The sequence below is a fragment of the Achromobacter sp. Marseille-Q4954 genome (assembly GCF_943737025.1).
Lineage (GTDB): Bacteria > Pseudomonadota > Gammaproteobacteria > Burkholderiales > Burkholderiaceae_B > Achromobacter > Achromobacter bronchisepticus_A.
The window spans coordinates 2,027,858-2,051,022 of record NZ_CALSFQ010000001.1 but is presented as its reverse complement, the minus strand read 5'-3'; the positions used below and the strand labels follow the sequence as shown (position 1 = coordinate 2,051,022).

Here is a 23,165-nt window from a genome sequence, read left to right as displayed (position 1 = left end):
ATGTCCATTATTCCGCGCTTAATTCTCGGGTTGTTGCTCGCATCTGCCTTGCTTTCTCTTGTGCCGGGCGGGCAGGCGCATGGGGCCGAACCCAAAGTCACCGAAGTTCGCCCGGCGGTGCGCGAGGGCAAGCTGGAAATCGACGCGGACATCGAATTCGAATTGAACCAGCAACTGCGGGACGCGGCCCAGCGCGGCGTTCCTCTCTACCTAACTGCTGATCTCAACATCAACCGCGAACGCTGGTGGTGGTTCGACAAGTCCCTGGTCGATACATCCCGCACCTGGCGCATCATCTACAACGCCCTGACCCGGCAATGGCGGGTCGGCGTGGGCGAACTGACCTTCCCGGTCGCCTCGCTGGATGACGCCATGGGGGTCATCCGGCACATCCGCAACTGGCCGGTGGCGGACGCTGGCGACTTTGACGCGGGCGTGCTGTACGGCGGCCAGTTGCGCCTGCGCCTGGATACGTCGCTTTTGCCGCGGCCCTTCCAGGTCAACGCCCTGAATAGCAGCTCCTGGGTACAGTCGACGCCGTGGATGGATTTCACGTTCGTGCTCAGCGACAAGGAGAAAGACCCGTCATGAGGCTTGTGCTTCGGCTGGCCCTGATGGTTGGCGCCGCAAGCGGCCTGGCATTGCTGGGGCTGCTGGCGTGGTCCACCGGCAATGCCTCGCGCTTTGCGCGCTACTACGACACGCTGCTGGTGCTGAACGGCATTTTTGCGCTGGCGCTCTTCATCTGGGTGGTGGCGCTGACCGTAAGGCTGGCGCGGCAGATCCGCCGGCGCCAGTTCGGCGCGCGGCTGACGGCCCGCTTTTCCCTGGCGTTCGCGCTGATCGGCGTGGTGCCCGGCGCCCTGATCTACACCGTGTCGGTGCAGTTCATGTCGCGCTCGATCGAATCCTGGTTCAACGTGCGCGTGGACACGGCGCTGGAGGCGGGCCTGAACCTGGGCCGAGCCGCGCTGGACTCGCTGCTGGCCGACCTGGACGCGCGCGCGCGCTCCATGGCCATGGAACTGAACCGCAGCTCCGACAGCGGCGTGACGCTTGCCTTGACGCGGCTGCGCGAGGCCAACGGCGTGCAGGAAGCCATGGTCTTCACCGGCAGCGGGCGCATGATCGCGTTCTCCACCAGCCAATACGGGCAACTGCTGCCGGCGACGCCGCCGTCCACCGTCATGAACCAATTGCGGCTGGCGCGCGGCTATTCCGCCGCCGAGGCCGATGACCCCGTGACTCCCGGCGCCGAAGGCGGGCTGCATCTGCGGGTGGTGATCCCGCTGACGGGCCCCGACCGCTACGACAACCTGTTGGGGGCGGCGTCCGAACCGCGCTGGCTGCAGCTGCTGCAGCCGGTGCCCGAGCAGATCGCCCATAACGCCAATCTGGTGCAGCAGGGTTTTCGCGACTACCAGGAGCTGGCGCTGTCGCGGCTGGGCCTGCGCAAGCTGTATGGCATCACCCTGACCCTGGCCTTGCTGCTGGCGGCCTTCGGCGCCATCGCGGTGGCGCTATCGCTGTCCAAACGGCTGGTGCGCCCGCTGCTCAGCCTGGCGGGCGGCACGCAGGCCGTGGGCGTGGGCGACTACCGGCCTTTGCCCGAGCCGCCCGAGCGCGACGAAGTCGGCCAGCTCACGCGTTCCTTCAATGCCATGACGCGCCAGCTCGACGAGGCCCGCCGCATGGTCGAGAGCAACCGGCAACAGCTGGAACGCTCCAATGTCTATCTGGAAAGCGTGCTGTCGAACCTGTCCTCCGGGGTGCTGGTGTTCGACGAATCGTTCCGCGTCACCACCGTCAACCAGGGCGCCCAGACCATCCTGGGCGCGGACCTGCGCTCGGTGATCGGCCGGCCGCTGGAGACGGTGGCCGGCATGCTGGAGTTCGCCAACATCGTGCGGCAGGCCTTTTCCGCCCATGCCGCGGTGGGTTCCGAGCGCCAGCACTGGCAGCAGCAATTCGAGATCGCTCCGGGCCAGGATGACGCGCCCGCCGGGGCGCAGCCCCTGACCCTGCTGGCGCGCGGCACGCATCTGCGCGTGGATGGGCGCGGCAACGGCTATCTGGTGGTGTTTGACGACATCACCGAAGTGATCTCGGCCAACCGGACCGTGGCCTGGGGCGAGGTCGCCCGCCGGCTGGCGCACGAGATCAAGAACCCGCTGACGCCGATCCAGCTGTCGGCCGAGCGCCTGGCGATGAAGCTGGAGGGCAAGCTGCCGCCCGCCGAGGCCCAGATCGTGGAAAGGTCCACCAATACCATCGTCAACCAGGTGGCATCGCTCAAGCAGATGGTGGACGATTTCCGCGAGTATGCCCGCACGCCGCCGGCCGTGATGCAGCGCATCGACTTCAACGCCCTGGTGGCGGACGTGCTGTCGCTGTACGGCTGGGAGCCCGAAGGCGGTGCGTCACGCCTGGCCGAAAAGGCCCTGAATCTGGACGTGACGCTGGCGCCGGACCTGCCGCTCATCGAGGGCGATCCCACCCAGTTGCGCCAGGTGATCCACAACCTGATGTCCAATGCCCGCGACGCGATCGCCGAGCAGGGCGGGCAAGGGCGGGTCAGCGTGACCACGCAGCTCATGCGCAGCGAGCAGCCCGACCGGGCGGCCCATCAGGCGCTCAGATTCACGGTCGCCGATACGGGCCCGGGCTTTCCTCCCCAGGTCATGCAGCGCGCGTTCGAGCCCTACGTCACCACCAAGTCCCACGGGACTGGGTTAGGATTGGCAATCGTACGCAAGATCGTGGAAGAACACGGCGGGCGTATCGACCTTGCGAACCGCAAGGAAGGGGGCGCACGGATCTCCATATTGTTGACCCGGCTGGCTTCCGAGGCCGATACTATGGACGCGACCGCGCAAGAAAAGGATAATGCGGCTACGCAATAGGTGGATGCTTTATGGCCAGAATTCTGGTGGTTGACGACGAAGTCGGTATACGCGAGCTTTTGTCGGAAATCCTATACGACGAAGGACACACGGTCGAGCTGGCTGAAAACGCGGCGCAAGCGCGCGCCGCACGCTTGCGCATGCGTCCTGACCTGGTGTTGCTGGACATCTGGATGCCGGACACGGACGGCGTCAGCCTGCTCAAGGAATGGGGCTCGCAAGGTCTGCTGGACATGCCCGTGATCATGATGAGCGGCCATGCCACCATCGACACGGCAGTCGAGGCCACGCGCATCGGCGCCATGGACTTCCTTGAAAAACCGATCACGCTGCAGCGTCTGCTGAAGACCGTCGCCGCCGGTCTGGCGCGCGGCCGCGCGCCGCATCCGGCGCCTGCCGCCGCGCATCCGGCCGTCGCCAGCGCCGCGGTGGCGCTGGAAGACGAGCTCGATCCCCCAGTCGCCGCCGCCGCGCCGGCCAACGAAGTTCCGGTCACGTCCAACGGCCAACTCGGCAGCATTTCGCTGGACCAGCCGCTGCGCGAGGCGCGCGACGAATTCGAGCGCATCTATTTTGAATACCACCTGGTCCGCGAAAGCCACAGCATGACCCGCGTGTCGGAACGCACGGGGCTGGAACGCACCCACCTGTACCGCAAGCTCAAGCAATTGGGCATCGAGTCCGCCCGCAAGCGGAGCTCATGAAGATCCTGATCATGGGCGCTGGTCGCGTAGGCACCAGCGTGGCCGAGAACCTGGTGTCCGAAGAGAACGACATCACGGTGATCGACTCGGATCCTGTCCAGCTCCAATACCTGCAAGAACACTTCGACCTGCGTGTCGTCCATGGCGACGGCTCGCAGGTATCGGTGCTGGAGGCCGCCGGCGCCGCCGACACCGACCTGCTGATCGCCTGTGCGGCCTCGGATTCGGCCAATATGGTGGCCTGCAAGATCGCGCGCCAGCTGTTCAACATTCCCCGCCGCATCGCCCGCATCCGCTCGGTCGAGTTCGCCGAGCACCCGGAACTCATGAGCGAAGAGGGCTTCTGCATCGACGCCCTGATCAGCCCCGAGCGCAGCGTCACCACCTATCTGCACAGCCTGATCGAGTTCCCCGAGGCTTTGCAGGTGGTGGAGTTCGCCGAAGGCCGGGTCAGCGTCGTGACCGTGCGGGTCGGGGCGGGCAGCCCGATGGCCCATTCGCCGGTCGACAAGCTGCGCGACGTCTGGCCCGACGTGAAAGCGCGCGTGATCGACGTGCTGCGCGGCGGCCGGCCGCTGCGGGCTGGCAGCGGCACCGTCATCGCCCCGGGCGACGAGGTGGTGCTGGTGGTCGACTCGCGCGATGCGCGCCGCGCCGTGCGGCAGCTGCGCGAGGCCGAGCGCGCCGTGCGCCGCGTGATGATCGCGGGCGGCGGCAATATCGGCCTGCGCCTGGCGCGCCAGCTGGCCGAGGAAAAATACAGCGTCCGCATCATCGAGCGCGACCAGAAGCGCTGCGAATACCTGGCGACCCAGCTGCCCGACAGCGTGCTGGTGCTGCACGGCAGCGGCACCGACGAAGCGCTGCTGGAACGCGAGAACATCGAGGACATGGACACCTGGCTGGCGCTGACCAGCGACGACGAGGACAACATCATGTCCTCGCTGCTGGCCAAGCGCCTGGGCGCGCGCAAGGTGATTGCGCTGATCAACCGCCAGGCCTACGGCGAACTGATGCAGGGCAGCCATATCGACATCGCGGTGTCGCCGTCCCAGGCCACCATGAGCGAACTCCTGCGGCACGTGCGCCGCGGCGACGTGGCCGCCGTGCACCGGCTGCGCCAAGGCGTGGCGGAAGCGCTGGAGGCCATCGCCCACGGCGACCGCTCCACCTCCAAGGTGGTGGGGCGCGCGGTCGGGCAGATCAGCCTGCCCAAGGGCGCCAGCATCGGCGCCCTGGTGCGGGAAGACGAAATCATCCTGCCGGACGCCGACACCGTGATCGAGTCCGACGACCACGTCATCGTTTTCGTGCCCTCGCGCCGGCAGATGCCGCGCGTGGAAAAGCTGTTCCAAGTCTCGGCGTCGTTCTTCTGATGCGCGCCGCCTCCTTCCTACTGCGCGGGCCGCGCGCGGCCGGATAGCTCCATGAAGCGCGTTCTGGGCACCCTCTACATCCTGGGCCTGACGATGGTGATGTTCGCGCTCACCATGCTGATCCCGCTGACCGTCGCCTACGTGGGCGGCGACGGCGCGCGCGAGGCCTTCCTGGACGGGTTCCTGATCTCGGTGGGCATAGGCGGCGGCCTGGCCGCGATAACGCGCCGCGCCCGCTGCGAGCTGCGGGCGCGCGATGGCTTCGTGCTGGTGTCGGCCGTGTGGGCGGGCCTGCCCCTGCTGGCGGCCATTCCGCTGCTGCTCTACTTCCACGGCGCCGGCTTGCCGCTGTCGTTTACCGGCGCCTATTTCGAGGCCATGTCGGGCCTGACCACCACCGGCGCCACCGTCCTGACCAATCTGGACACCTTGCCCCCGTCGATCAACCTGTGGCGGGCCACGCTGATCTGGATCGGCGGCATGGGCATCCTGGTGCTGGCCGTGGCCATTCTGCCCCTGCTCGGGGTGGGCGGACACCAGGTGGTGCGGGCGGAAACGCCCGGGCCGATGAAGGACGAACGGCTCACGCCCCGCATCGCCAGCACCGCCAAGGCGCTGTACGCGGTCTATTTCGTGTTCTCCATCCTGTGCTTCCTGGCCTATCGGGCGGTCGGGCTGTCGTGGTTCGAGGCCTGGTGCCATATGGCCACCACCATGGGCCTGGGCGGCTTTTCGACCTGGGACGATGGCTTCGCCCATTTCGATTCGGTGGCGGTGGAAATGGTGGCGATGGTGTTCATGCTGATCGCGGGCATCAACTTCGCTACCCACTTCAACGCCTTCCGCCAGCGCAGCGCGCGCGCCTACGTGCGCTGTCCGGAGGCGATTCCCTACCTGGTGGTGGTCTTGGGAGTGGGGCTGGTCATCTCGGTGTTCCTGTTCCTGAAAGGGGTCTATGAAGACCCGCTGCAGGCGCTGCGCTACGGCATGTTCAACACGATTTCCATGGCGACCACCACGGGCTACGCCAATACCGACTTCGCGCAGTGGCCGCTGTTCGCGCCGCTGACCATGCTGCTGCTGTCGGGCTTTGCCACGTCGGCCGGGTCGACCGGGGGCGGCATCAAGATGATCCGGGCGATCCTGCTGGTCAAGCAGGCGCGCAACGAGCTGGTAACAATGTTGCACCCGCACGCGGTCAGCCCGGTGCGCATCAATGGCCGCGCGGTCGAGACCCGCACCATGTCGTCGGTGCTGGCCTTCATGCTGTTCTACGGCCTTTCCATCGCCGTTTTCACCAGTCTGCTGCTCCTGTCCGGCTTGGATCCGATCACCGCCTTCTCGGCCGTTTTCGCCAGCGTCAACAACACCGGCCCCGGCCTGGGCCCGGTCGGCCCCATGGGCAACTTCGCCGTCCTGTCCGATTTCCAGATCTGGGTCTGCACCTTCGCGATGCTGATCGGGCGCCTGGAACTGCTGACGGTGCTGGTGCTGTTCACCCCTATTTTTTGGCGGAAATAGTTCAGGGATAACCCTTATAAGGGTTGTCCCACCCCCTCTCGGAAGCCCCTTGAGCGCTTGCTGTCCGGCTGCCGCAGGCCGGGAGGCCGCGCCGTTTCTATGCCGTGAGCGCTCGCTCACTTTCCTTCACAGGGAAAAACCGATTGCTTCGTGATGTTGCACATAAATGTCACGATTTTCCATCTTCTTGCCACAAAACAGCGGCTATCATGCGTGCACAAGCTGCCGTCTAGTGCCCCCCGGGCTGTTTCCGGGCTTCAAGGTCGAACGGCGCACACCCTCATCAAACATTCAGAAAGGAGTCCGAGATGGAACAGATCCCGTTCATTTCGTCGGCCCCCAACACCCTGGGCATCGAGCTCGAGCTGCAACTGATAGACCCGCGCAGTTTTGACCTGACCGCAGCCTCGGACGAGCTGCTGGCCCAAATGGCCAACCACCCCATCGCCGACCGCGTTAAACCGGAAATCACGCGGTCCATGATTGAACTGAATTCCTCGGTGCATGAGCACCCCATGGGCCTCCTGGCCGAGATGCGCGAAATGCGCGACGCGCTGATCGAAGCGGCGGACGCCGTGGGCGTGTCGGTCGCCGGCGGCGGCGCCCACCCCTTCATGCGGTGGCAGGAACGGTCCATTTCGGACACCCCGCGCTTCCAGTACCTGGCCGAAATGTACGGTTACCTGGCGCGTCAATTTACGGTCTTCGGCCAGCACATCCACCTGGGCGTCAAGAGCGGCGACGATTCCATCAAACTGTTGCGCCGCCTGTCGCCCTATGTGCCGCACTTTATCGCCTTGTCGGCCTCGTCGCCCTATTGCGAGGGGGTGGACACCTTGTTTTCGTGCTCGCGCCTGAACGCGGTCAACAGCTTCCCGCTGGCCGGTCACATGCCGCCCGAAGTGAAGGACTGGTACCAGTTCGAGGCCCATCTGGCGCAGCTGCGCGCCTATGGCCTGGCGGAAAGCATCAAAGACCTGTACTGGGACATTCGTCCCAAGCCGGAATTCGGCACCGTCGAAATCCGCGTATGCGACACGCCGCTGACGGTCGAGCGGGCTTGCCAGCTGGCAGCCTTCGCCCAGGCCCTGGCGGTGCTGCTGATGCGCGAGGGCGACCCGGGCGACGGCGCCTGGCTGTCCTACCGCAGCAACCACTTCCAGGCCTGCCGCTTCGGTCTGCAGGGCAGCTACGTGACGCCGGACGGCCAGCGTCTGCGGCTGATGGACCACCTGCGCAACCTGTTCCAGCGCCTGATGCCGGTGGCGGAAGAGCTGGGCACGGGCGACATGATCGCTGCCCTGCGCGACGAATCCATGCGCAGCGGCAACGATTCCCGCTGGCTGCGCAGCCAGTTCCACCGCTTGCGCGACCTGCCGCTGGTGGTGGAGGCCATGTCGAACGCCTGGCGCGGCGCGGCCTCGCCAGGCGTAGGGCCCGCGGAACCGACGGCAGTCTTGAGGCGCCGTATTCGCGCAACCTCAGAGCCTATGTCGGCGCTGCCGGCTTCCGAGCCCGGGGTCAGCGTGCCGATGCCGGAACGGCTGCACTAGGCGGGAAGGCCGGCGCTCGCAAGGCGCCGGCTCCGCCGGTCAGCCTCTGCCGCCCCGCTCAGGGCGTGCGGTGCCGGCCGCCAATCGCGCTGACCGACAGCCGGGTTTCTCCGGCCACGGTGCGATGCGCGGCGGCGCGCCAGGCGTGGCCGTAGGCGACTTCAATGCTCAGGACAATCAGGCCGTCGGGCCGGCGCTGCGCTTCCAGCGCGGCGCAGAGGCGGTCGCGCCAGTCGCGGCCCACCAGCCCGCCGCGCCGGCCTTCGGCCGGGTTGCCGCCCAGCGCGCGCACGTCCTGCAGCAGCTTTTCCGGGCTGCGGTAGGTCAGGGTCAGGATCTCCTGGTCCATGACCGGATCCGCGAAGCCGTTTTCCACCAACAGGTCGCCGAAATCATGCATGTCCACGAAGGACGGCGTGGCCGTGCGCAGTCCGGCATCGTCCAGGGCCTGGCGCAGCTCGCGCAGCGTGGCCGGCCCCAGACAGGAGAACATCGCCAGCCCGCCGACTTTCAGGACGCGCCGCCATTCCGCCAGCACGGCGTGCGGGGCGCGGTGCCAGTGCATGGCCAGGTTGGACCACACCAGTTCGAGTGATTCGGGCGCCAGGCCCGTCGCCGCCAGGTCGGCATTGACGAAGGCAGGGGCGGCCGGGCCGCGGCGCGCCAGCTTGCCGATCCAGGCCGACAGGCCGGCGGGGGCGTAGCGCTTGCGCGCCTGTTCCAGCAGCGGTTCGCAGTTGTCCAGGCCGGTATAGGCGGCGTCGGGATAGCGTTCGCGCAGCAGCGGCAGGTTGTCGCCTGCGCCGCAGCCTGCGTCCAGCATGGCTTGCGGCTGGACCCGAATGTATTGCAGGCGGCCCAGCATGCGGCGGGCGACTTCCCCGTACAGGAACTGGGCCTCGGCCAGGTCGCCGCGGCGGGCGAATTGCCGGGGTACGTCAGCGCTGACGATGGGCAGGGAGGGGAGCGTTGCGGATTCTGGCAGGGACATTTCGGTCGCGCCCGCGTCTGCAACGCGGGCGGATCATGGTTTCATGAGGGATGGCATCCATTATTGCGCATCCCGGCCGCGGCTTCCGATTGCCCCTACGGGCCATGGGGCGGTGGCTGCTGTCGCGGGTCGGTTGCGATTGCCCCTTGTGCGGCGCCCGGGTGGCGGGTGCGCGGCTTTGCGCGGGCTGCGAGGCGGATATCTGCGGGGATGCTCTCCACCGGGCCGGGGCCGGGGCCGCGGCCGTCGCGCGCGGCCATGCTCCGCGCCGTTGCCCTTTTTGCGCCCTGCGGTTGCGTCCGGACGCGCCGCACTGCGCCGCCTGCCTGGGCGCGCCCCGGGCGTTTTCGCGCACGATCGCCGCCTTCGACTACGCGCCGCCCGCCGACACCCTGATCCTGATGCTGAAGACCCGCCTGCGGCTCAGCATGGCGCCGGTGCTGGCCCGGTTGATCGCGGCTGCCGTCGCCCGCGACGGTCCGGTACCGGACGGCGCCTTGCTGGCGGCCGTTCCCGCCAGCCGCGCATCGCTGCGCCAGCGTGGCATGAATCCGGCCGGTGAAATTGCGCGCAGCCTGGCGGCGGAGCTGGGGCTGCCGCTGGCGCGCGGGCTGTTGCGGCGCCGGCGCGAGACGCCCCGGCAGACCGCACAGGGCCGCCAGGCCCGCCGGCTCGGGGCGCAAAACCTGTTCTATTGCGTGGGCGACGTGCGCGGCCGGCAGCTGCTATTGGTGGACGACGTCATGACCACCGGCAGCACCGCCAACGCGGCCGCCGCCGCGCTGCGGGCGGCGGGCGCGGCGGACGTCATGGTGCTGGTGGCCGCGCGCACGCCCTGAGCCGGCCCGCAGGCAAATCGGCGACAATTCCCGATGTGCGGCGACGTTTCCGCCGCAAGCCGTCCCGAGTCCCGAGCACCATGTTCCACGTCATCCTCGTTTGTCCCGAAATCCCGCCCAATACCGGCAACGCCATCCGCCTGTGCGCCAATACGGGCGCGCAATTGCACTTGGTGCGTCCCTTGGGCTTCGAGCTCGACGACGCCCGCATGCGCCGCGCCGGCTTGGATTACCACGAATGGCAGCCGGTCCGCGTGCATGACACGCTGCAAGAGGCCCTGGCCGATACCGGCGCCGCGCCGTCCAGCATCTACGCGCTGACCACGCACGCGCAGCGCAGCGTGGCGGACATCGGCTTCAAGCCGGGCGACGTGTTCGTGTTCGGCCGCGAAACCGCGGGCCTGTCGGAGGAACATCAGGCGATGTTCCCGCCCCAGCAGCGCCTGCGCCTGCCGATGCGCGCCGGCCAACGCAGCCTGAACCTGTCCAATGCCGTCGCGGTGACGGTGTTCGAGGCCTGGCGCCAGCAGGGGTATGAAGGGGGAGTGTGACGGGGCGCGCTGAATCCGGCGCGCCCGGCCCGTCACGGCTGGGCTGCAATCAGTCCAGCGACAGATTCAACTTCTCGATCACCTGATCCCAGCGCGCCTTTTCATTCTTGATGCGGGCGGTCAGGGCTTCGGGCGTGGACGGCGCGGGCGTGAAGTACTGCAGCGCCAGCTGCTTGCGCACCGCGTCGCTGCCGATGATGCGCGCCAGCTCGCTGTTGAGCCGTTCGACGATGGGCGTGGGCGTGCCGGCCGGAACCAGCACGGCGTTCCAGGAAATGGCTTCAAAGTCCGGATAGCCCTGGGACGCCATCGTCGGCACGCCCGGCAGTGCCTCGCTGGGCTGCAGGCTGGTCACGGCCAGCAGCTTCACCTTGCCGTCGCGCGCCTGGGGCACGGCGATGGCCGGCACCATGAAGCCGGCCTGGACGTCGCCGCCGATGATGGCCGAGATGACCTGCGGGAAGCCGGAATAGGGGATGTGCGCCAGGTCCACGCCCGCGCTTTCCTTGAACATCTCCATCGCCAGGTGGGCCGAGCTGCCCGGGCCGACGGAACCGTAGTTCAGCGAATTGCCGCGGCCCTTCACCAGCGCGACGAAGTCTTTGACGTTATCGACCTTCAGGCTGCTGGGCACGACCAGCACGTTGGGGCTGGTGCCCACCAGCGATACCGGCTGCAGATCGCGCAGCGGGTCGTAGCCCAGCGTCTTCTTGTACAGCGTGGGGGCGGTGACCAGCGGGCCGTTGATCGTGTAGAGCAGCGTGTAGCCGTCCGGCTTGGCCTGCGACACGATGCGGGTGCCGATGTTGCCGCCCGCGCCCGGCTTGTTGTCGATCACGATGGGCTGGCCCAGCGCCTGCGACAGCGGTTCCGAGATGGTGCGCGCCAGGATGTCGGGCGACGAGCCGGGCGGGAAGGGCACGACCATGTGGATCGGACGGTCGGGCCAGTCGGCGTGGGCGGCGGCCGGCAGAATCGCGGCCAGGCTCAGGCACAGGCCGCGTAGCAGCGGGCCGACCCGGAATTTGCGGGCTTGCGTCATGAAGGATGTCTCCTCGGGTTGTGCGGGGTATTTGTTTTTGGGGCGACTCAGTGGGGCCGGTCGTCCGGCGCCGCTTCCGGCTGGCTGGCTACCCCGCTTTCGTAGCGGGCGTCGCGCGCCAGCAGGGCGGACACGGCCGTCATGGGGGCCACGCCGTCGAACAGCACGGCGCAGACGGCTTCGGTGATGGGCAGTTCGACGCCGATGGCGCGGGCGCGGTCCAGCGCAGCGCGCGCGCAGCGCACGCCTTCGGCCGTGATGCCGCTGGCCAGGATGTCGGCCAGCTTGCGGCCGGCGCCGATCTCCAGGCCCACGCGGCGGTTGCGCGACAGCTCGCCGGTCGCGGTCAGGACCAGGTCGCCCAGGCCGGTCAGCCCGGCAAAGGTCTCGGCCTGCGCGCCCAGCGCCACGCCGAAGCGGGTCATCTCGGCCAGGCCGCGGGTGATCAGCGCGGCGCGGGCATTGGTGCCCAGGGCCAGGCCGTCGCCGATGCCGCAGGCGACCGCGATCACGTTCTTCAGCGCGCCGCCCACTTCCACGCCGACCAGGTCGGTGCTGGCATACACGCGCAGCGCCGCGCCATGGAAGGCGGCGGTGGTGGCTTCGCGCAAGGCGGGGCTGTCGCTGGCCACGGTCAGCGCGACTGGCAGGCCCTGCGCGACTTCGCGCGCGAACGAGGGGCCCGACAATGCGCCGCCAGTGGCGCCGGGCAAGGCCTCGCGCATGATTTCATGGGGCAGCCTGGCCGTGTCGGCTTCAAAGCCCTTGCACGTCCAGACGATGGGCGTGTCCTGTAATCCCAGCGCGGGCAGCCGGCGGGACAGCTCGCCGCAGATGGCGGTCAGGCCGGCCACGGGCACGCCCAGCACGATCAGGCGGCGCGCGCCGTCTTCTTGCAGGCTGCGCAGCGTGGCGTCGAGATCGGAGGAGATATTCAGTGCCTGCGGCAGGGCGATGCCTGGCAGGTAGCGCGCGTTTTCGTGCGAGGCCGCCATGTCGGCGGCCTGCGCGGCATCGCGCGCCCAGAGTACGGTGGCGTGGCGGCGGCTGGCGGCCGCCGCCAGCGCGGTGCCCCAACTTCCCGCACCCAGGACGGCGACGCGCAGGCGTGGCTGGATGGGATTTTTCATCGCCGAGCCGCCTCAAGATGAAAAGCGCCCCCACGGGGGGCAGCAAGCCGAAGGCGCGGCGTGGGGGCTCTTTTCATGGGGCGCCGCGGCTGCTTTACTGGCGGGTCGCGCCGGGGGGCAGGATGATGCCCGAGTCGCTGCCGTTGCCATTGGCGGCGCTTTGCTGCTGTTGCAGCTCGGCCAGGCGTTGCTCGTACAGGGCCTGGAAGTTCACTTCGGTCAGGTGCAGCGGCGGCATCGAGGTGCGGGTGATCGCGTCGGCGATGTTGGCGCGCAGGTAGGGGTACAGCATGGTCGGGCAGACGATGCCCAGCAGCGGGTCGAGCTGTTCTTCGGGGATGTTGGCGGCCTCGAAGATACCGGCTTGCGTGCCTTCGACCAGGTACACGACCTTCTCGTTGATACGGGTGGTGACGGTGACGGTGACCGTGGTTTCGAACACGGTTTCAGCCAGGCGTTGGCCGCCCACGGTGATGCTCACCTCGACCTGGGGCGCTTCCTGCTCCAGGAAGACGTGGGGCGCGTTCGGCATTTCCAGCGAAAGGTCTTTCAGGTAGACGCGCTGCAGATTGAACGAGGGCGCGTTGCCGCCTTCTTGCTGGGAGTTTTGGTCTTGATCAGCCATGAGTGTTTCCGTTGGTGGGAGGGGCAAAAAGGGGCGATTAGCTGGCCAGCATGGGGGCAAGGCCACCCGAGCGGTCCAGGGCCATCAGGTCGTCGCAACCGCCGACATGGGTATCGCCGATGAAGATCTGCGGGACGGTGCGCCGGCCGGTGCGTTCTATCATGACGTCGCGTTGGGACGGGTCCCGGTCGATCTGGATGATTTCCAGGTCGGTCACGCCGCGCTGCTCGAGCAAGGCCTTGGCGCGGGCGCAATAGGGACAATAGTCCTTGCTGTACATGACGACTTTATTCATGGGCGCTCCTGTGAGTACAAGAATAGGTAGATGGGGGCGAGGCCCCAGGCTTCAACCCTTCTGGGTCACGGGCAGGCTGGCCGCCGACCAGGCGCGCATGCCGCCTTCCAGCGGCACGACGTCGGCGAAACCCTGGGCGCGCAGCTTGGCGGCGGCGCGGGCCGAATCGCGGCCATTGTCGCAAACCACGACCAGCGGCTTGTTCTTGGGCAGCGAGGCGGCTTTCTGCTCCAGATCGGCCGCCGGCACGTTGCGGGCCTGGGCGATGTGGCCGGCCTGGAACTGTTCGGCGGGACGGACGTCGACCCATACGGCCTGGCGCTGGTTGACCATCTGGATGGCCTCGGTCGTGCTCACGGCCGAACCGGTGCGGCCTTTGCGCAGGGCGGGGATGGCCAGCATGATGCCGGAGATCACGGCAACGGCGACGATGAAGACGTTGTTTTTATCGATCAAGAATTGCAAAAGGTCCACGGGGCATCCTGAAGTGCGGCGACTAGCCTGGTATAGGCAAACCCTGATGCGCCGCGCCGCGGAAATGGGCGGGTGCGCCGGGGCAAAATCAAGGGCAAAATCGCTCAATTATAAAATGAGCGCATTCCTTCACTTTAACCCGCGTTACAAGCGTCCCAAATCATGCACAAACTCGTTCTGATGCGCCACGGCGAAAGCCAGTGGAATCTGGAAAACCGCTTCACCGGTTGGACCGACGTCGACCTCACCGAGACCGGCCGCGAACAGGCCCGCAAGGCCGGCGAACTGCTCAAGAAAGAAGGCTACACCTTCGACCTGGCCTACTCGTCGCTGCTCAAGCGCGCCATCCGCACCCTGTGGATCGCCCTGGACGCCATGGACGCCATGTACACCCCGGTCGGCGTGACCTGGCGCCTGAACGAACGCCACTACGGTGCGCTGCAAGGCCTGAACAAGGCTGAAACCGCCGCCAAGTACGGCGACGAGCAAGTGCTGGTCTGGCGCCGCGCCTACGCCATCGCCCCGGAGCCGCTGGCCCTGGACGACGAGCGCCATCCGCGTTTCGACAAGCGCTACGCCAAGGTGCCGGCCGACCAGCTGCCCGCCACCGAATGCCTGAAGGACACCGTGGCTCGCGTGCTGCCGTTCTGGAACGAATCCATCGCCCCGGCCATCCGCGCCGGCCGCAATGTCCTGATCGCCGCCCACGGCAACAGCCTGCGCGCCCTGATCAAGCACCTGGACAACGTGTCGGACGAAGACATCGTCAACCTGAATATTCCCACCGGCCAGCCGCTGGTGTACGAATTGGATGATGACCTGCGCCCGATCCGCCACTATTATCTGGGCGATGCCGCCGAGATCGAGGCGGCCATGGCTGCGGTGGCAGCCCAGGGCAAGGCTAAGAAGGACTGATATTCCTATGCGTCGCGCGGCAGGGTTGTTGTTGGCGGTCATGTTGACCGGTGGAGCGCTGTCGGCTCGCGCCGCGCCCAATGACCTCGCCGGCCGCCAGTCCGACGCGGAAAAGCAGCAGGCCGCCTTGCGCGACCGCATCGAGAACCTGCAAAAGGATATCGATGACCGCGAGGCTGCCCGCAAGGAAGCCGCCGACGCGCTCAAGCAGTCCGAGTCGGCGATTTCCAAGATCAACCTGCGCCTGCGGGAGCTGGCCGAGGCCAACCGTCAGGCGCAGGCCGACCTGACCGGCCTGGAAAAGCAGATCGGCGCCCAGCAGGTGGTGCTGGCCAAGCGCCGCACCGAACTGGCCGAACAGCTGCGCACCCAGTACACCAGCGGCCTGTCACCCTGGACCGCCCTGTTGTCCGGCGACGATCCCCAGGTGCTGGGGCGCAACCTGGGCTATCTGGATTACGTGTCGCAGGCTCGCGCCAAGGCCGTGCAGGCCCTGCGCGAGGACATCGAGCGCCTGGCCGCCCTTCAGGGGCGCGCCGACGCCCGCCGCGCCGAAATCGAAAAAGTCGTGGCCGAGACCTCCGAGCAGAAGACCGCGCTGGTCGGTCAGCAGAAGGAGCGCGCCACGCTGCTGGCCCAGCTGGAAGGGCAGATCGCCGCCCAGCGCGCCGAAGCCAACAAACTGGGACGCGACGACCAGCGCCTGTCGCGGCTCATCACCGATCTGGACGCGGCCATCGCCAAGCAGATCGAGGACGCCCGCCGCGCCGAGGAAGCGCGCAAGCGGGCCGAGGAAGTGCGCCGCGCGGAAGAAGCGCGCCGCGCCGCTGAAGAAGCCAAGAAGCGCGCCGACGCCGAGCGCCGCGCCGCCGAAGACGCTCGCAAGAAGGCCGAGGCTGACCGCAAGCTCGCCGCCGACAACGCCAAGCAGGCCGCCGACAATGCCAAGCGCGAGCGTGACGCCCGCGATGCCCGCGATGCCGCCCAGGCGCGCGAACAGGTCGAAGCCGCCTCGCGCCAGAACCGCGGTCCCGTGGCGGTGGCCGACCCGGATGCTGCCGGACTGCGCCCGGCCGAGCAGAAGCAGTCGCGGCTGACCACGCCCGAACCGCCGCCTCAGGCCAAACCCGCGGAACCGCCCAAAAAGGCGGAACCTATAGAGGAAAAACCCGCTCCAACCCGTAGTGAGCCCGCTCAGCAGACCCAGACCGCGCGCGCCGCGCCGGTGGGCGGCGGCAACGGCTTGCGCCACGGGCTGTCCATGCCGGTGCGCGGCCAGGTGCAGGGACGTTTCGGGGTCGACCGCCCGGACGGCGGCGTATGGCGCGGAGTGGTGTTGCGCGCGGCTGAAGGCACGCCGGTCAAGGTGGTGGCCCCCGGCACGGTGGTCTACGCCGATTGGCTGCGGGGTTTTGGCAACCTCATCATTGTGGATCATGGGCAGCAATACCTGACCGTCTATGCTTACAACCAAAGTCTGCTCAAACGGGTGGGAGATTCGGTGACGGGTGGCGATACCATCGCCACGGTCGGGGCGACCGGCGGCCAAGTGGAATCCGGCCTATACTTTGAAATTCGCCATCGTGGCGCTCCTGTGGATCCGGCACAATGGCTGGCGCAGTAGATTGATGTCGTTGGTAATTACCAAACCCCATCGGCGAAAACAAAATTCGGGAAGTGTGCATGGGCACTCGTAAGTTTCGCGGTTTCGGTCTGATTGCCATCGGTGCGGTGGCTGGTGTGTTGCTCAGCGTAGGCGTGACTGCGGTCGCCCAGCGCGGCAGCCCTCTGCCACTGGACGAACTCAGGCAGCTGAGCAATGTGTTCGCCGCCATCAAGAACAACTACGTCGAGGCCGTCGACGACAAGACCCTGATCGACAATGCCATCTCCGGCATGGTGTCGAACCTGGATCCGCACTCGGCCTACCTGGACGCCGACGCCTTCCGCGAAATGCAGACGGCCACGCAAGGCGAGTTCGGCGGCCTGGGCATCGAGGTCGGCGCCGAAGACGGCTTCGTGAAGGTCATCTCCCCCATCGAAGATACGCCCGCGGCCCGCGCTGGCGTGATGGCCGGCGACCTCATCATCAAGATCGACGACACGCCCACCAAGGGCATGACGCTCAACGACGCCGTCAAGCTGATGCGCGGCGCGCCCAAGTCGCCGATCACGCTGACCATCATGCGCGCCGACCGTCCGCAGCCCATCGTGCTGAAGATCGTGCGCGACATCATCAAGGTGCGCAGCGTGCGCAGCAAGATGCTGGACAACGGCATCGGCTACGTCCGCGTCGCCCAGTTCCAGGAAAAGACCGGCTCCGACCTGGCCAAGCAATTGAAGGACCTCGGCGCCAAGGAAGCCCCCAAGGGCCTGGTGCTGGACCTGCGCAACGATCCGGGCGGCCTGCTGACCAGCGCCATCGGCGTGTCCGGCGCGTTCCTGCCGCCTGACTCGGTGGTGGTGACCACCGACGGCCGCACTCCCGACGCCCGCCATAAGTACCTGGCCACGCCTTCGGAGTACGCCCGCGGCGAAAGCAACTACCTGGCCGGCCTGCCGGCCTGGACCAAGACCGTGCCGATGGTGGTGCTGGTGAACGTGGGCTCCGCCTCGGCCTCCGAGATCGTGGCCGGCGCGCTGCAGGACCACAAGCGCGCCAAGGTCCTGGGCAACCGCACCTTCGGCAAGGGCTCGGTGCAGGTGATCCTGCCGCTGTCCGAAACCACCGCGGTCAAGCTGACCACCTCGCGCTACTTCACGCCCAGCGGCCGCTCCATCCAGGCCACCGGCATCGAACCTGACTACGTCGTCGCCGACACGGCCGAAGGCGACCTGTTCCGCCTGCCGCGCGAAGCCGACCTGCAGCGCCACCTGTCCAACCAGCAGACCGCCAACGAAGTGAAGTCCAGCGCCGGCGAAGATAACGCCGACCTGCCTGCCAAGGTGTTCGAATTCGGCGGCAAGGACGACTTCCAGCTGCAGCAGGCCTTGAACGTACTGGCCGGCAAGCCGGTGCAGAAGGGTTCGGCCCGCGCCCAGGCCAAGGCTGACGCCAAGGCCGGCGGCGGCACGCCCCAGCGCATGAAGATCACGCCGACCGGAGTCGAGCCCAGCAAGGACAAATGAACGACGAGCAACTGCTGCGCTACGCCCGCCATATCCTGCTCGACGAGTTGGGAATCGAAGGGCAGGAAAAACTGCTGGCGGCGCGTGTGCTCATCGTGGGGGCGGGCGGACTGGGTTCCCCCGCCGCGCTCTACCTGGCCACTGCCGGCGTGGGCGACATCACCCTGGCCGACGACGACGTCGTCGAGCTGAGCAACCTGCAACGCCAGATCCTGCATACCACCGCGAGCGTCGGCCGTCACAAGGCCGAGTCGGGGCGCGACATGCTGGCGGCCTTCAATCCGCAGACCCGTGTTCATGCCCGCGTCGAGCGGCTGGAAGGCCAGGCCCTGTCCGACGCCGTCGCCCAGGCAGACCTGGTGCTGGACTGCACCGACAACTTCGCCACCCGCCACGCCATCAACCGCGCCTGCGTGCAGCATCGCAAGCCGCTGGTGTCGGGCGCCGCGATCCGCTTCGACGGCCAGGTCAGCGTCTATGACCTGCGCGACGACAACGCGCCCTGTTACCACTGCCTGTTCCCGGAAGCGGACGACGTCGAGCAAGCCAATTGCGCCACGATGGGCGTGTTCGCCCCGGTCGTGGGCATCATCGGCAGCATGCAGGCCGCAGAGGCCCTGAAACTGCTGTCCGGGGTGGGCGAAAGCCTGTCGGGTCGGCTGTTGTGGCTGGACGTGCGCACCATGCAATGGCGCAGCGTCAACGTCCAGCGCGACCCGGAATGTGCCGTCTGCGGCCATCGCGGGCACTGATTTCCTGCCCGGGATTGGCCCCGCGGACAATATAAAACGCTTGTAATACCTGCTATAACGCCAGCCAGCCTACCCGAAAGCGGGTAGATGGCCTGGGGTTATCGCGTGGATACAGCACTGAAGTTCAGTTTGCCCAAATGGCGCCTGACGCGTTGGCTGACGCATTCCGGGCACGATACCCCTGCGGACATCCGTTCGGCCCTGATCGCCAGCCTGTTCGGCACGCTGCCCATTTTCGCCGGCGGCGTCATCAACACCCTGATGATCTCCGGCGTGGTCGCCTGGCGCCGCCCAGAGCCGTTGTATCTGTCCTGGCTGGCGCTGGAGGTGGCGCTGGCGCTGGTCCGCGTGCTGATCCTGCGGTCCGCCTTGCGTGCCGCGGCCAAGGGCGGCAATACCCATACCGACATCTACATCCTGCTGGCCCTGTTGTGGGCGTTCAGCGTGGGCTATGGCGTCTTCGTCACTTTCATCAACGGCGACTGGCTGGCTGCCACCTTGGCCGGGGTGTCCTGCGGGGCCATGGCCGGCGGCATCTGCTTCCGGAACTACGGCGCGCCGCGGCTGGTCGGCGCCATGATCTTCCTGAGCCTGGGGCCGATGTGCCTGGGCGCGGCCTTTACCGGCGAATACGTCACGGCCATCGTCTTCATCCAGATCCCGTTCTATCTGGTCAGCATGAGCGTCGCCTCGCACCGGCTCAATCGCATCCTGGTATCCACCATGCTGGCCGAGCGCGCCAGCGAACGCCGCGCCAGCGAAGACGCGCTGACCGGCCTGGCCAATCGCGCCGGCCTGCAGGCCGCGCTGGAACGCGTCTGCACCAGCGCGCGCGGCCAGGACAGCTCCGCGGCGCTGCTGTACATGGACATGGACGACTTCAAGCTCATTAACGACACCTACGGCCATGCCGCCGGCGACCAGGTGTTGATGACCATCGCCCAGCGCATGCGCTCCATGTTGCGGGTGGACGACGTGGCGGCGCGGATCGGCGGCGACGAGTTCATCGTGCTGGTGACCGGCATCGACGCCACGGCCGCCCTGCGGCTGGGCGAGCACCTGCTGCACGACGCCTCCCAGCCGATCACCCTGGCGGATGGCACGCGGGTCAGCGTCGGCCTGTCGATAGGCATTTCCATCGTGTCCGGCGCCAACCGCAGCCCGGAAGCTGCCATGCATTCCGCCGACGCCGCCCTCTACCGCGCCAAGGCGCAGGGCGGCCGCTGCTGCGCCGTGGCGGGAGCGGACGAAGTCGAGAATACCGTGCCGGACGGCGAACCCGCCGTCGCCTGATCCACCGCGCCCGCGGCAGCCCATCAAGCTTGAAGCCGATCTGGACGCGGCTTCTTTCTTGAAAGTTATCAGATAACCTGAGAAGTGTGCCTATAATGCCCGGATGCTGACCAAGAGCCTCACCTTGACCGAACAGGTCGCCCGCCAGATCGCCGCCGACATCGCCGGGGGCGCCTATCCCATTGGCGCCAAGCTGCCGGCGGGCCGCGTGCTGGCTGAGCAATACGGCGTCAGCGCCGCAGTCATCCGCGAAGCCACCGAACGGCTGCGCGCCCAGGGCCTGATCCAGAGCCGGCAGGGGTCCGGCAGCACCGTGCTGTCGCGCACCGGCGCACAGGGCTTCCAGCTATCCGCCGGCATCGCCGTGGACCGCAAGCAGCTGGCCGGGGTCTACGAACTGCGCATGGAGCTGGAAGGCGGCGCGGCCGCGCTTGCCGCGCTGCGGCGCGACGATGCGGACCTGGCTGCCATGGCGAGCGCCCTGGCCGACCTGGAATCGCATCTGGACGACCCGGAGCAGGGCGTGGAACACGACATCGCCTTTCACCGCGCCATCGCCGCCGCCACGCACAACAGCTGCTACCAGGACCTGCTGCAGTATTTGAACCTGCAGCTCAGGCTGGCGGTCAGCACCGCGCGCAGCAATAGCCGGCTGCAAGCCGGCCTGACGGCCGCCGTGCACCAGGAACACGTGGCCGTGTTCGAGGCCATCCGCGCCCGCGATCCCGAACGGGCGCGGCACGCCGCCGCCCGCCATCTGCAACAGGCGGCCAGCCGCCTGCAACTCGATCTCCTCTCTCCCGCCGCAAGGCAGACATCATGAGCGCATCCGACTTTACGCAACGCCTGGTCCAGGCCCTGGGCCCTGACACCGTCATCACCGCCGAGGCCGACATCGCGCCCTGGTTGTCCGACTGGCGCGGCCTGTACAAGGGCAACGCGCAGGCGGTGGTGCGCCCGCGCACGACCGCCGAGGTCGCCACCTGCCTGGCGCTGTGCCAGGAGGCAGGCGTGCCGGTGGTGCCGCGCGGCGGCAACACCGGCCTGTGCGGCGGCGCCACGCCGGATGCCGCCGCGGGCAACGTGGTGCTGAGCCTGGACCGCATGAACGCCGTGCGCTCCATCGACACCATCGCCAACACAATGGTGGCCGAGGCCGGCGCCATCCTGGGCAACTTGCGCCGCGCCGCGCAGGACGCTGGCCGTCTGCTGCCGCTGAGCCTGGCGGCGGAAGACTCCAGCCAGATCGGCGGCAACGTCGCCACCAACGCGGGCGGCGTGAACGTGGTGCGCTACGGCATGGCGCGCGAACTGGTGCTGGGCCTGGAAGCCGTGCTGCCCACGGGCGAGATCTTTCACGGCCTGCGCACGCTGCGCAAGGACAATACCGGCTATGACCTCAAGCAATTGCTGATCGGTTCCGAAGGCACGCTGGGCGTCATCACCGCCGTTGCCTTGCGCCTGTTCCCGCGCACCGACGTGCGCTCGGTGGTGCTGGCCGCCGTCGAATCGCCGATGCAGGCGCTGCAACTGTTCGAGATCCTGTTCGAGCAATGCGGCGCGCGGCTGCAGGCATTCGAATACTTCTCGGGCGATTGCCTGGACCTGGTGCTGACGCATGCCGCAGGCGTACAGGAACCTTTTGCTCAGCGCTATCCGGCCTATGTGCTGGTGGAGCTGGCGGACACGGCCGACGAGGCCGCGCTCAACGGCCTTGTTGAAAACGTGATCGGCACGGCGCTGGAGCGTGGCCTGTGCCTGGACGCGGCCGTTTCCGCATCGCTGGCGCAATTGCAGGCGCTATGGAAGCTGCGCGAGGAAATCTCCGAAGCCCAGCGTGCCGACGGCCCGCACCTGAAGCACGACGTGTCGCTGCCGATCGAACACATCCCCGCTTTCATGGAATCCGCCGAAGCGCGCGTGCGCGCGCTGTACCCGGACATCCGCCCCTTCATCTTCGGCCACTTCGGCGACGGCAACCTGCACTACAACCTGTCGCGTCCGGCGGGCGCCGACCGCGACTGGGTGGCGGTGCATGGGGCGGCGATAACGGACGCGGTGCTGGACGAGGTCAATCGCTATGGCGGGAGCATTTCGGCTGAGCACGGGATCGGGCAGCTGAAGCGGGATCATTTCCTGCATAGCAAGGATGCGCTGGAGTTGCGGTTGATGCGGGAAATCAAGGCTGTGTTGGATCCTGCGGGGATTATGAATCCTGGGAAGTTGCTGTAGTTTTTTTGGGGCGTTTTTGAGCGGAGCTTCGTGGGTGGTTCGTCGGTGTGCATGAGCGAAGCTTCGTAGGCCGCACGGCGGCGCTGGCGGTGTGGCGGCGAGCGCCCACGATTGCGGTCCGGAGCCTTCGCTCCGGACTGCCCCGTTGTCATCCTCGTCCAGGCCTTCGGCCTTCCCTTCGGATTCCCTCGGGCGCATCGAGGTTGCTCGCCGCCACACCGCCAGCGCCGCCGTGCTACCTGCGTCTTGGCCTGTCGCATCGCTAGAGCCGTGTTCAGTGTCGAGTCTTGCGAGGCCCGCTCATTGCGGCCGCCCGGGCGGCCGCAATGAGCATACGCGCTTGCGTGCGTCGTGACGGGTGCGCTAGCGCGAATGCGGCGGGCGGCTTGCTAGTGGTCGTCGCCGTTTTGGGGGAGGGGCGGTGATGGGCGGCGCGCGTTGGACAGAAGCTTGCGCACGCAGATCCTCTCGCGCGCGCCGCCCATCCGGCGGCGGAGTTGAAATGACGAACGTTTGGCGCCTCATGACGCTTCCGTGGGATGGGTGAAGCACCAAGCGAGAACCCCAGCGTCCAGCACAAGTAGCCCACGGCCGGACCCTCACGCACTCTCCCGTCCTGCCCACCTCCACGCACTCACCACCTGCGCGCAGCGTCATCACTGGACGCCAGACACCGCGTAAGCCCCCAAAGGCCGCCCGCGCGGCCGGCCGGGGGCGGGCCCCGCAAGATCCTCGCCCATCCCCCACCGGTGGCGAGAACGCCAAGCAAACCGCTCGCCCCAGCGTCCGTGAAGATTCGACAGACAGAGCACGGCGCGGCAGTGGCCTGCCGGGCGCGGG

Annotated in this window: 21 protein-coding genes; 15 read left to right on the top strand and 6 right to left on the bottom strand. The window is 67.5% G+C overall.

The window, feature by feature from the left end; genetic code table 11:
- From NGK62_RS09575 to NGK62_RS09550, 6 genes are all read left to right on the top strand, one after another.
- Positions 1–591: a DUF4390 domain-containing protein gene (locus NGK62_RS09575; protein ID WP_251878194.1), complete on the top strand. Its 591-nt coding sequence runs from the start codon at positions 1–3 to the stop codon at positions 589–591.
- Complete coding sequence (locus NGK62_RS09570; RefSeq protein WP_059378204.1) at positions 588–2,903, top strand: sensor histidine kinase; 2,316 nt, start codon at positions 588–590, stop codon at positions 2,901–2,903. Before NGK62_RS09575 ends, NGK62_RS09570 begins: the two co-directional genes overlap by 4 nt.
- Positions 2,904–2,914: 11 nt before the next feature.
- Complete coding sequence (locus NGK62_RS09565) at positions 2,915–3,607, top strand: response regulator (protein ID WP_059378202.1); 693 nt, start codon at positions 2,915–2,917, stop codon at positions 3,605–3,607.
- Positions 3,604–4,983, top strand: a complete 1,380-nt coding sequence (gene trkA, locus NGK62_RS09560) for a Trk system potassium transporter TrkA (protein ID WP_059378200.1) — start codon at positions 3,604–3,606, stop codon at positions 4,981–4,983. The genes NGK62_RS09565 and trkA overlap by 4 nt, the downstream gene beginning before the upstream one ends.
- A gap of 51 nt (positions 4,984–5,034) precedes the next feature.
- A complete protein-coding gene (locus tag NGK62_RS09555) occupies positions 5,035–6,504 on the top strand; it encodes a TrkH family potassium uptake protein (protein ID WP_118935230.1) in 1,470 nt (489 codons plus the stop codon).
- Between the two features lie 308 nt (positions 6,505–6,812).
- Positions 6,813–8,057, top strand: coding sequence for a YbdK family carboxylate-amine ligase (locus NGK62_RS09550; RefSeq protein WP_059378196.1), 1,245 nt, complete (start codon positions 6,813–6,815; stop codon positions 8,055–8,057).
- Positions 8,058–8,115: 58 nt separating this feature from the next.
- On the opposite strand, the gene NGK62_RS09545 is transcribed toward NGK62_RS09550, so the two are convergent.
- Positions 8,116–9,048: a methyltransferase domain-containing protein gene (locus NGK62_RS09545; RefSeq protein WP_251878192.1), complete on the bottom strand. Its 933-nt coding sequence runs from the start codon at positions 9,046–9,048 to the stop codon at positions 8,116–8,118.
- A gap of 293 nt (positions 9,049–9,341) precedes the next feature.
- Here NGK62_RS09545 and NGK62_RS09540 point away from each other — a divergent pair, with 293 nt between their 5' ends.
- Both NGK62_RS09540 and NGK62_RS09535 read left to right on the top strand, forming a co-directional pair.
- Positions 9,342–9,887 carry a ComF family protein gene (locus NGK62_RS09540; RefSeq protein WP_316253296.1) on the top strand — a complete coding sequence of 182 codons (546 nt, stop codon included), beginning with the start codon at positions 9,342–9,344 and terminating at the stop codon, positions 9,885–9,887.
- Positions 9,888–9,967: 80 nt separating this feature from the next.
- Complete coding sequence (locus NGK62_RS09535) at positions 9,968–10,438, top strand: tRNA (cytidine(34)-2'-O)-methyltransferase (protein ID WP_013396662.1); 471 nt, start codon at positions 9,968–9,970, stop codon at positions 10,436–10,438.
- Between the two features lie 49 nt (positions 10,439–10,487).
- Here the strand turns inward: NGK62_RS09535 and NGK62_RS09530 are convergent, their stop codons facing one another.
- From NGK62_RS09530 to NGK62_RS09510, 5 genes are all read right to left on the bottom strand, one after another.
- Positions 10,488–11,480 carry a Bug family tripartite tricarboxylate transporter substrate binding protein gene (locus NGK62_RS09530; protein WP_059378192.1) on the bottom strand — a complete coding sequence of 331 codons (993 nt, stop codon included), beginning with the start codon at positions 11,478–11,480 and terminating at the stop codon, positions 10,488–10,490.
- Positions 11,481–11,527: 47 nt separating this feature from the next.
- A complete protein-coding gene (locus NGK62_RS09525; protein WP_118931592.1) occupies positions 11,528–12,610 on the bottom strand; it encodes an NAD(P)H-dependent glycerol-3-phosphate dehydrogenase in 1,083 nt (360 codons plus the stop codon).
- Between the two features lie 94 nt (positions 12,611–12,704).
- Positions 12,705–13,235, bottom strand: coding sequence for a protein-export chaperone SecB (gene secB / locus NGK62_RS09520; RefSeq protein WP_059378188.1), 531 nt, complete (start codon positions 13,233–13,235; stop codon positions 12,705–12,707).
- 37 nt (positions 13,236–13,272) lie between these two features.
- Complete coding sequence (grxC, locus tag NGK62_RS09515; RefSeq protein WP_054457721.1) at positions 13,273–13,530, bottom strand: glutaredoxin 3; 258 nt, start codon at positions 13,528–13,530, stop codon at positions 13,273–13,275.
- A 51-nt stretch (positions 13,531–13,581) separates the two neighbouring features.
- Positions 13,582–14,004 carry a rhodanese-like domain-containing protein gene (locus tag NGK62_RS09510; RefSeq protein WP_059378185.1) on the bottom strand — a complete coding sequence of 141 codons (423 nt, stop codon included), beginning with the start codon at positions 14,002–14,004 and terminating at the stop codon, positions 13,582–13,584.
- 162 nt (positions 14,005–14,166) lie between these two features.
- On the opposite strand from NGK62_RS09510, the gene gpmA reads away from it, so the two are divergent.
- From gpmA to NGK62_RS09475, 7 genes are all read left to right on the top strand, one after another.
- Positions 14,167–14,919 carry a 2,3-diphosphoglycerate-dependent phosphoglycerate mutase gene (gene gpmA, locus NGK62_RS09505; protein WP_059378183.1) on the top strand — a complete coding sequence of 251 codons (753 nt, stop codon included), beginning with the start codon at positions 14,167–14,169 and terminating at the stop codon, positions 14,917–14,919.
- Between the two features lie 7 nt (positions 14,920–14,926).
- Positions 14,927–16,543 (top strand): murein hydrolase activator EnvC family protein, encoded by a 1,617-nt coding sequence (locus NGK62_RS09500; protein ID WP_118931593.1) that lies wholly within the window; start codon positions 14,927–14,929, stop codon positions 16,541–16,543.
- A 59-nt stretch (positions 16,544–16,602) separates the two neighbouring features.
- Positions 16,603–18,048, top strand: coding sequence for a S41 family peptidase (locus tag NGK62_RS09495; protein ID WP_059378178.1), 1,446 nt, complete (start codon positions 16,603–16,605; stop codon positions 18,046–18,048).
- Positions 18,045–18,800, top strand: a complete 756-nt coding sequence (locus NGK62_RS09490) for a HesA/MoeB/ThiF family protein (protein ID WP_059378175.1) — start codon at positions 18,045–18,047, stop codon at positions 18,798–18,800. Before NGK62_RS09495 ends, NGK62_RS09490 begins: the two co-directional genes overlap by 4 nt.
- 105 nt (positions 18,801–18,905) lie before the next feature.
- The gene (locus NGK62_RS09485) at positions 18,906–20,093 is read left to right on the top strand and encodes a GGDEF domain-containing protein (protein ID WP_118931687.1); all 1,188 of its coding nucleotides are present in this window, start codon (positions 18,906–18,908) and stop codon (positions 20,091–20,093) included.
- A 103-nt stretch (positions 20,094–20,196) separates the two neighbouring features.
- Entirely contained in the window at positions 20,197–20,916 is a 720-nt protein-coding gene (locus NGK62_RS09480; protein ID WP_118931594.1) for a FadR/GntR family transcriptional regulator, read from the top strand.
- Positions 20,913–22,325, top strand: coding sequence for an FAD-binding oxidoreductase (locus NGK62_RS09475; RefSeq protein WP_059378168.1), 1,413 nt, complete (start codon positions 20,913–20,915; stop codon positions 22,323–22,325). Before NGK62_RS09480 ends, NGK62_RS09475 begins: the two co-directional genes overlap by 4 nt.
- Positions 22,326–23,165 lie beyond the last annotated feature (840 nt).

Coding starts and splice junctions, on each gene's coding strand:
- NGK62_RS09575 (WP_251878194.1), top strand. CDS start 1: ATGTCCATTATTCCGCGCTTAATTCTCGGGTTGTTGCTCGCATCTGCC.
- NGK62_RS09570 (WP_059378204.1), top strand. CDS start 588: ATGAGGCTTGTGCTTCGGCTGGCCCTGATGGTTGGCGCCGCAAGCGGC.
- NGK62_RS09565 (WP_059378202.1), top strand. CDS start 2,915: ATGGCCAGAATTCTGGTGGTTGACGACGAAGTCGGTATACGCGAGCTT.
- trkA (WP_059378200.1), top strand. CDS start 3,604: ATGAAGATCCTGATCATGGGCGCTGGTCGCGTAGGCACCAGCGTGGCC.
- NGK62_RS09555 (WP_118935230.1), top strand. CDS start 5,035: ATGAAGCGCGTTCTGGGCACCCTCTACATCCTGGGCCTGACGATGGTG.
- NGK62_RS09550 (WP_059378196.1), top strand. CDS start 6,813: ATGGAACAGATCCCGTTCATTTCGTCGGCCCCCAACACCCTGGGCATC.
- NGK62_RS09545 (WP_251878192.1), bottom strand. CDS start 9,048: ATGTCCCTGCCAGAATCCGCAACGCTCCCCTCCCTGCCCATCGTCAGC.
- NGK62_RS09535 (WP_013396662.1), top strand. CDS start 9,968: ATGTTCCACGTCATCCTCGTTTGTCCCGAAATCCCGCCCAATACCGGC.
- NGK62_RS09530 (WP_059378192.1), bottom strand. CDS start 11,480: ATGACGCAAGCCCGCAAATTCCGGGTCGGCCCGCTGCTACGCGGCCTG.
- NGK62_RS09525 (WP_118931592.1), bottom strand. CDS start 12,610: ATGAAAAATCCCATCCAGCCACGCCTGCGCGTCGCCGTCCTGGGTGCG.
- secB (WP_059378188.1), bottom strand. CDS start 13,235: ATGGCTGATCAAGACCAAAACTCCCAGCAAGAAGGCGGCAACGCGCCC.
- grxC (WP_054457721.1), bottom strand. CDS start 13,530: ATGAATAAAGTCGTCATGTACAGCAAGGACTATTGTCCCTATTGCGCC.
- gpmA (WP_059378183.1), top strand. CDS start 14,167: ATGCACAAACTCGTTCTGATGCGCCACGGCGAAAGCCAGTGGAATCTG.
- NGK62_RS09500 (WP_118931593.1), top strand. CDS start 14,927: ATGCGTCGCGCGGCAGGGTTGTTGTTGGCGGTCATGTTGACCGGTGGA.
- NGK62_RS09495 (WP_059378178.1), top strand. CDS start 16,603: ATGGGCACTCGTAAGTTTCGCGGTTTCGGTCTGATTGCCATCGGTGCG.
- NGK62_RS09490 (WP_059378175.1), top strand. CDS start 18,045: ATGAACGACGAGCAACTGCTGCGCTACGCCCGCCATATCCTGCTCGAC.
- NGK62_RS09480 (WP_118931594.1), top strand. CDS start 20,197: ATGCTGACCAAGAGCCTCACCTTGACCGAACAGGTCGCCCGCCAGATC.
- NGK62_RS09475 (WP_059378168.1), top strand. CDS start 20,913: ATGAGCGCATCCGACTTTACGCAACGCCTGGTCCAGGCCCTGGGCCCT.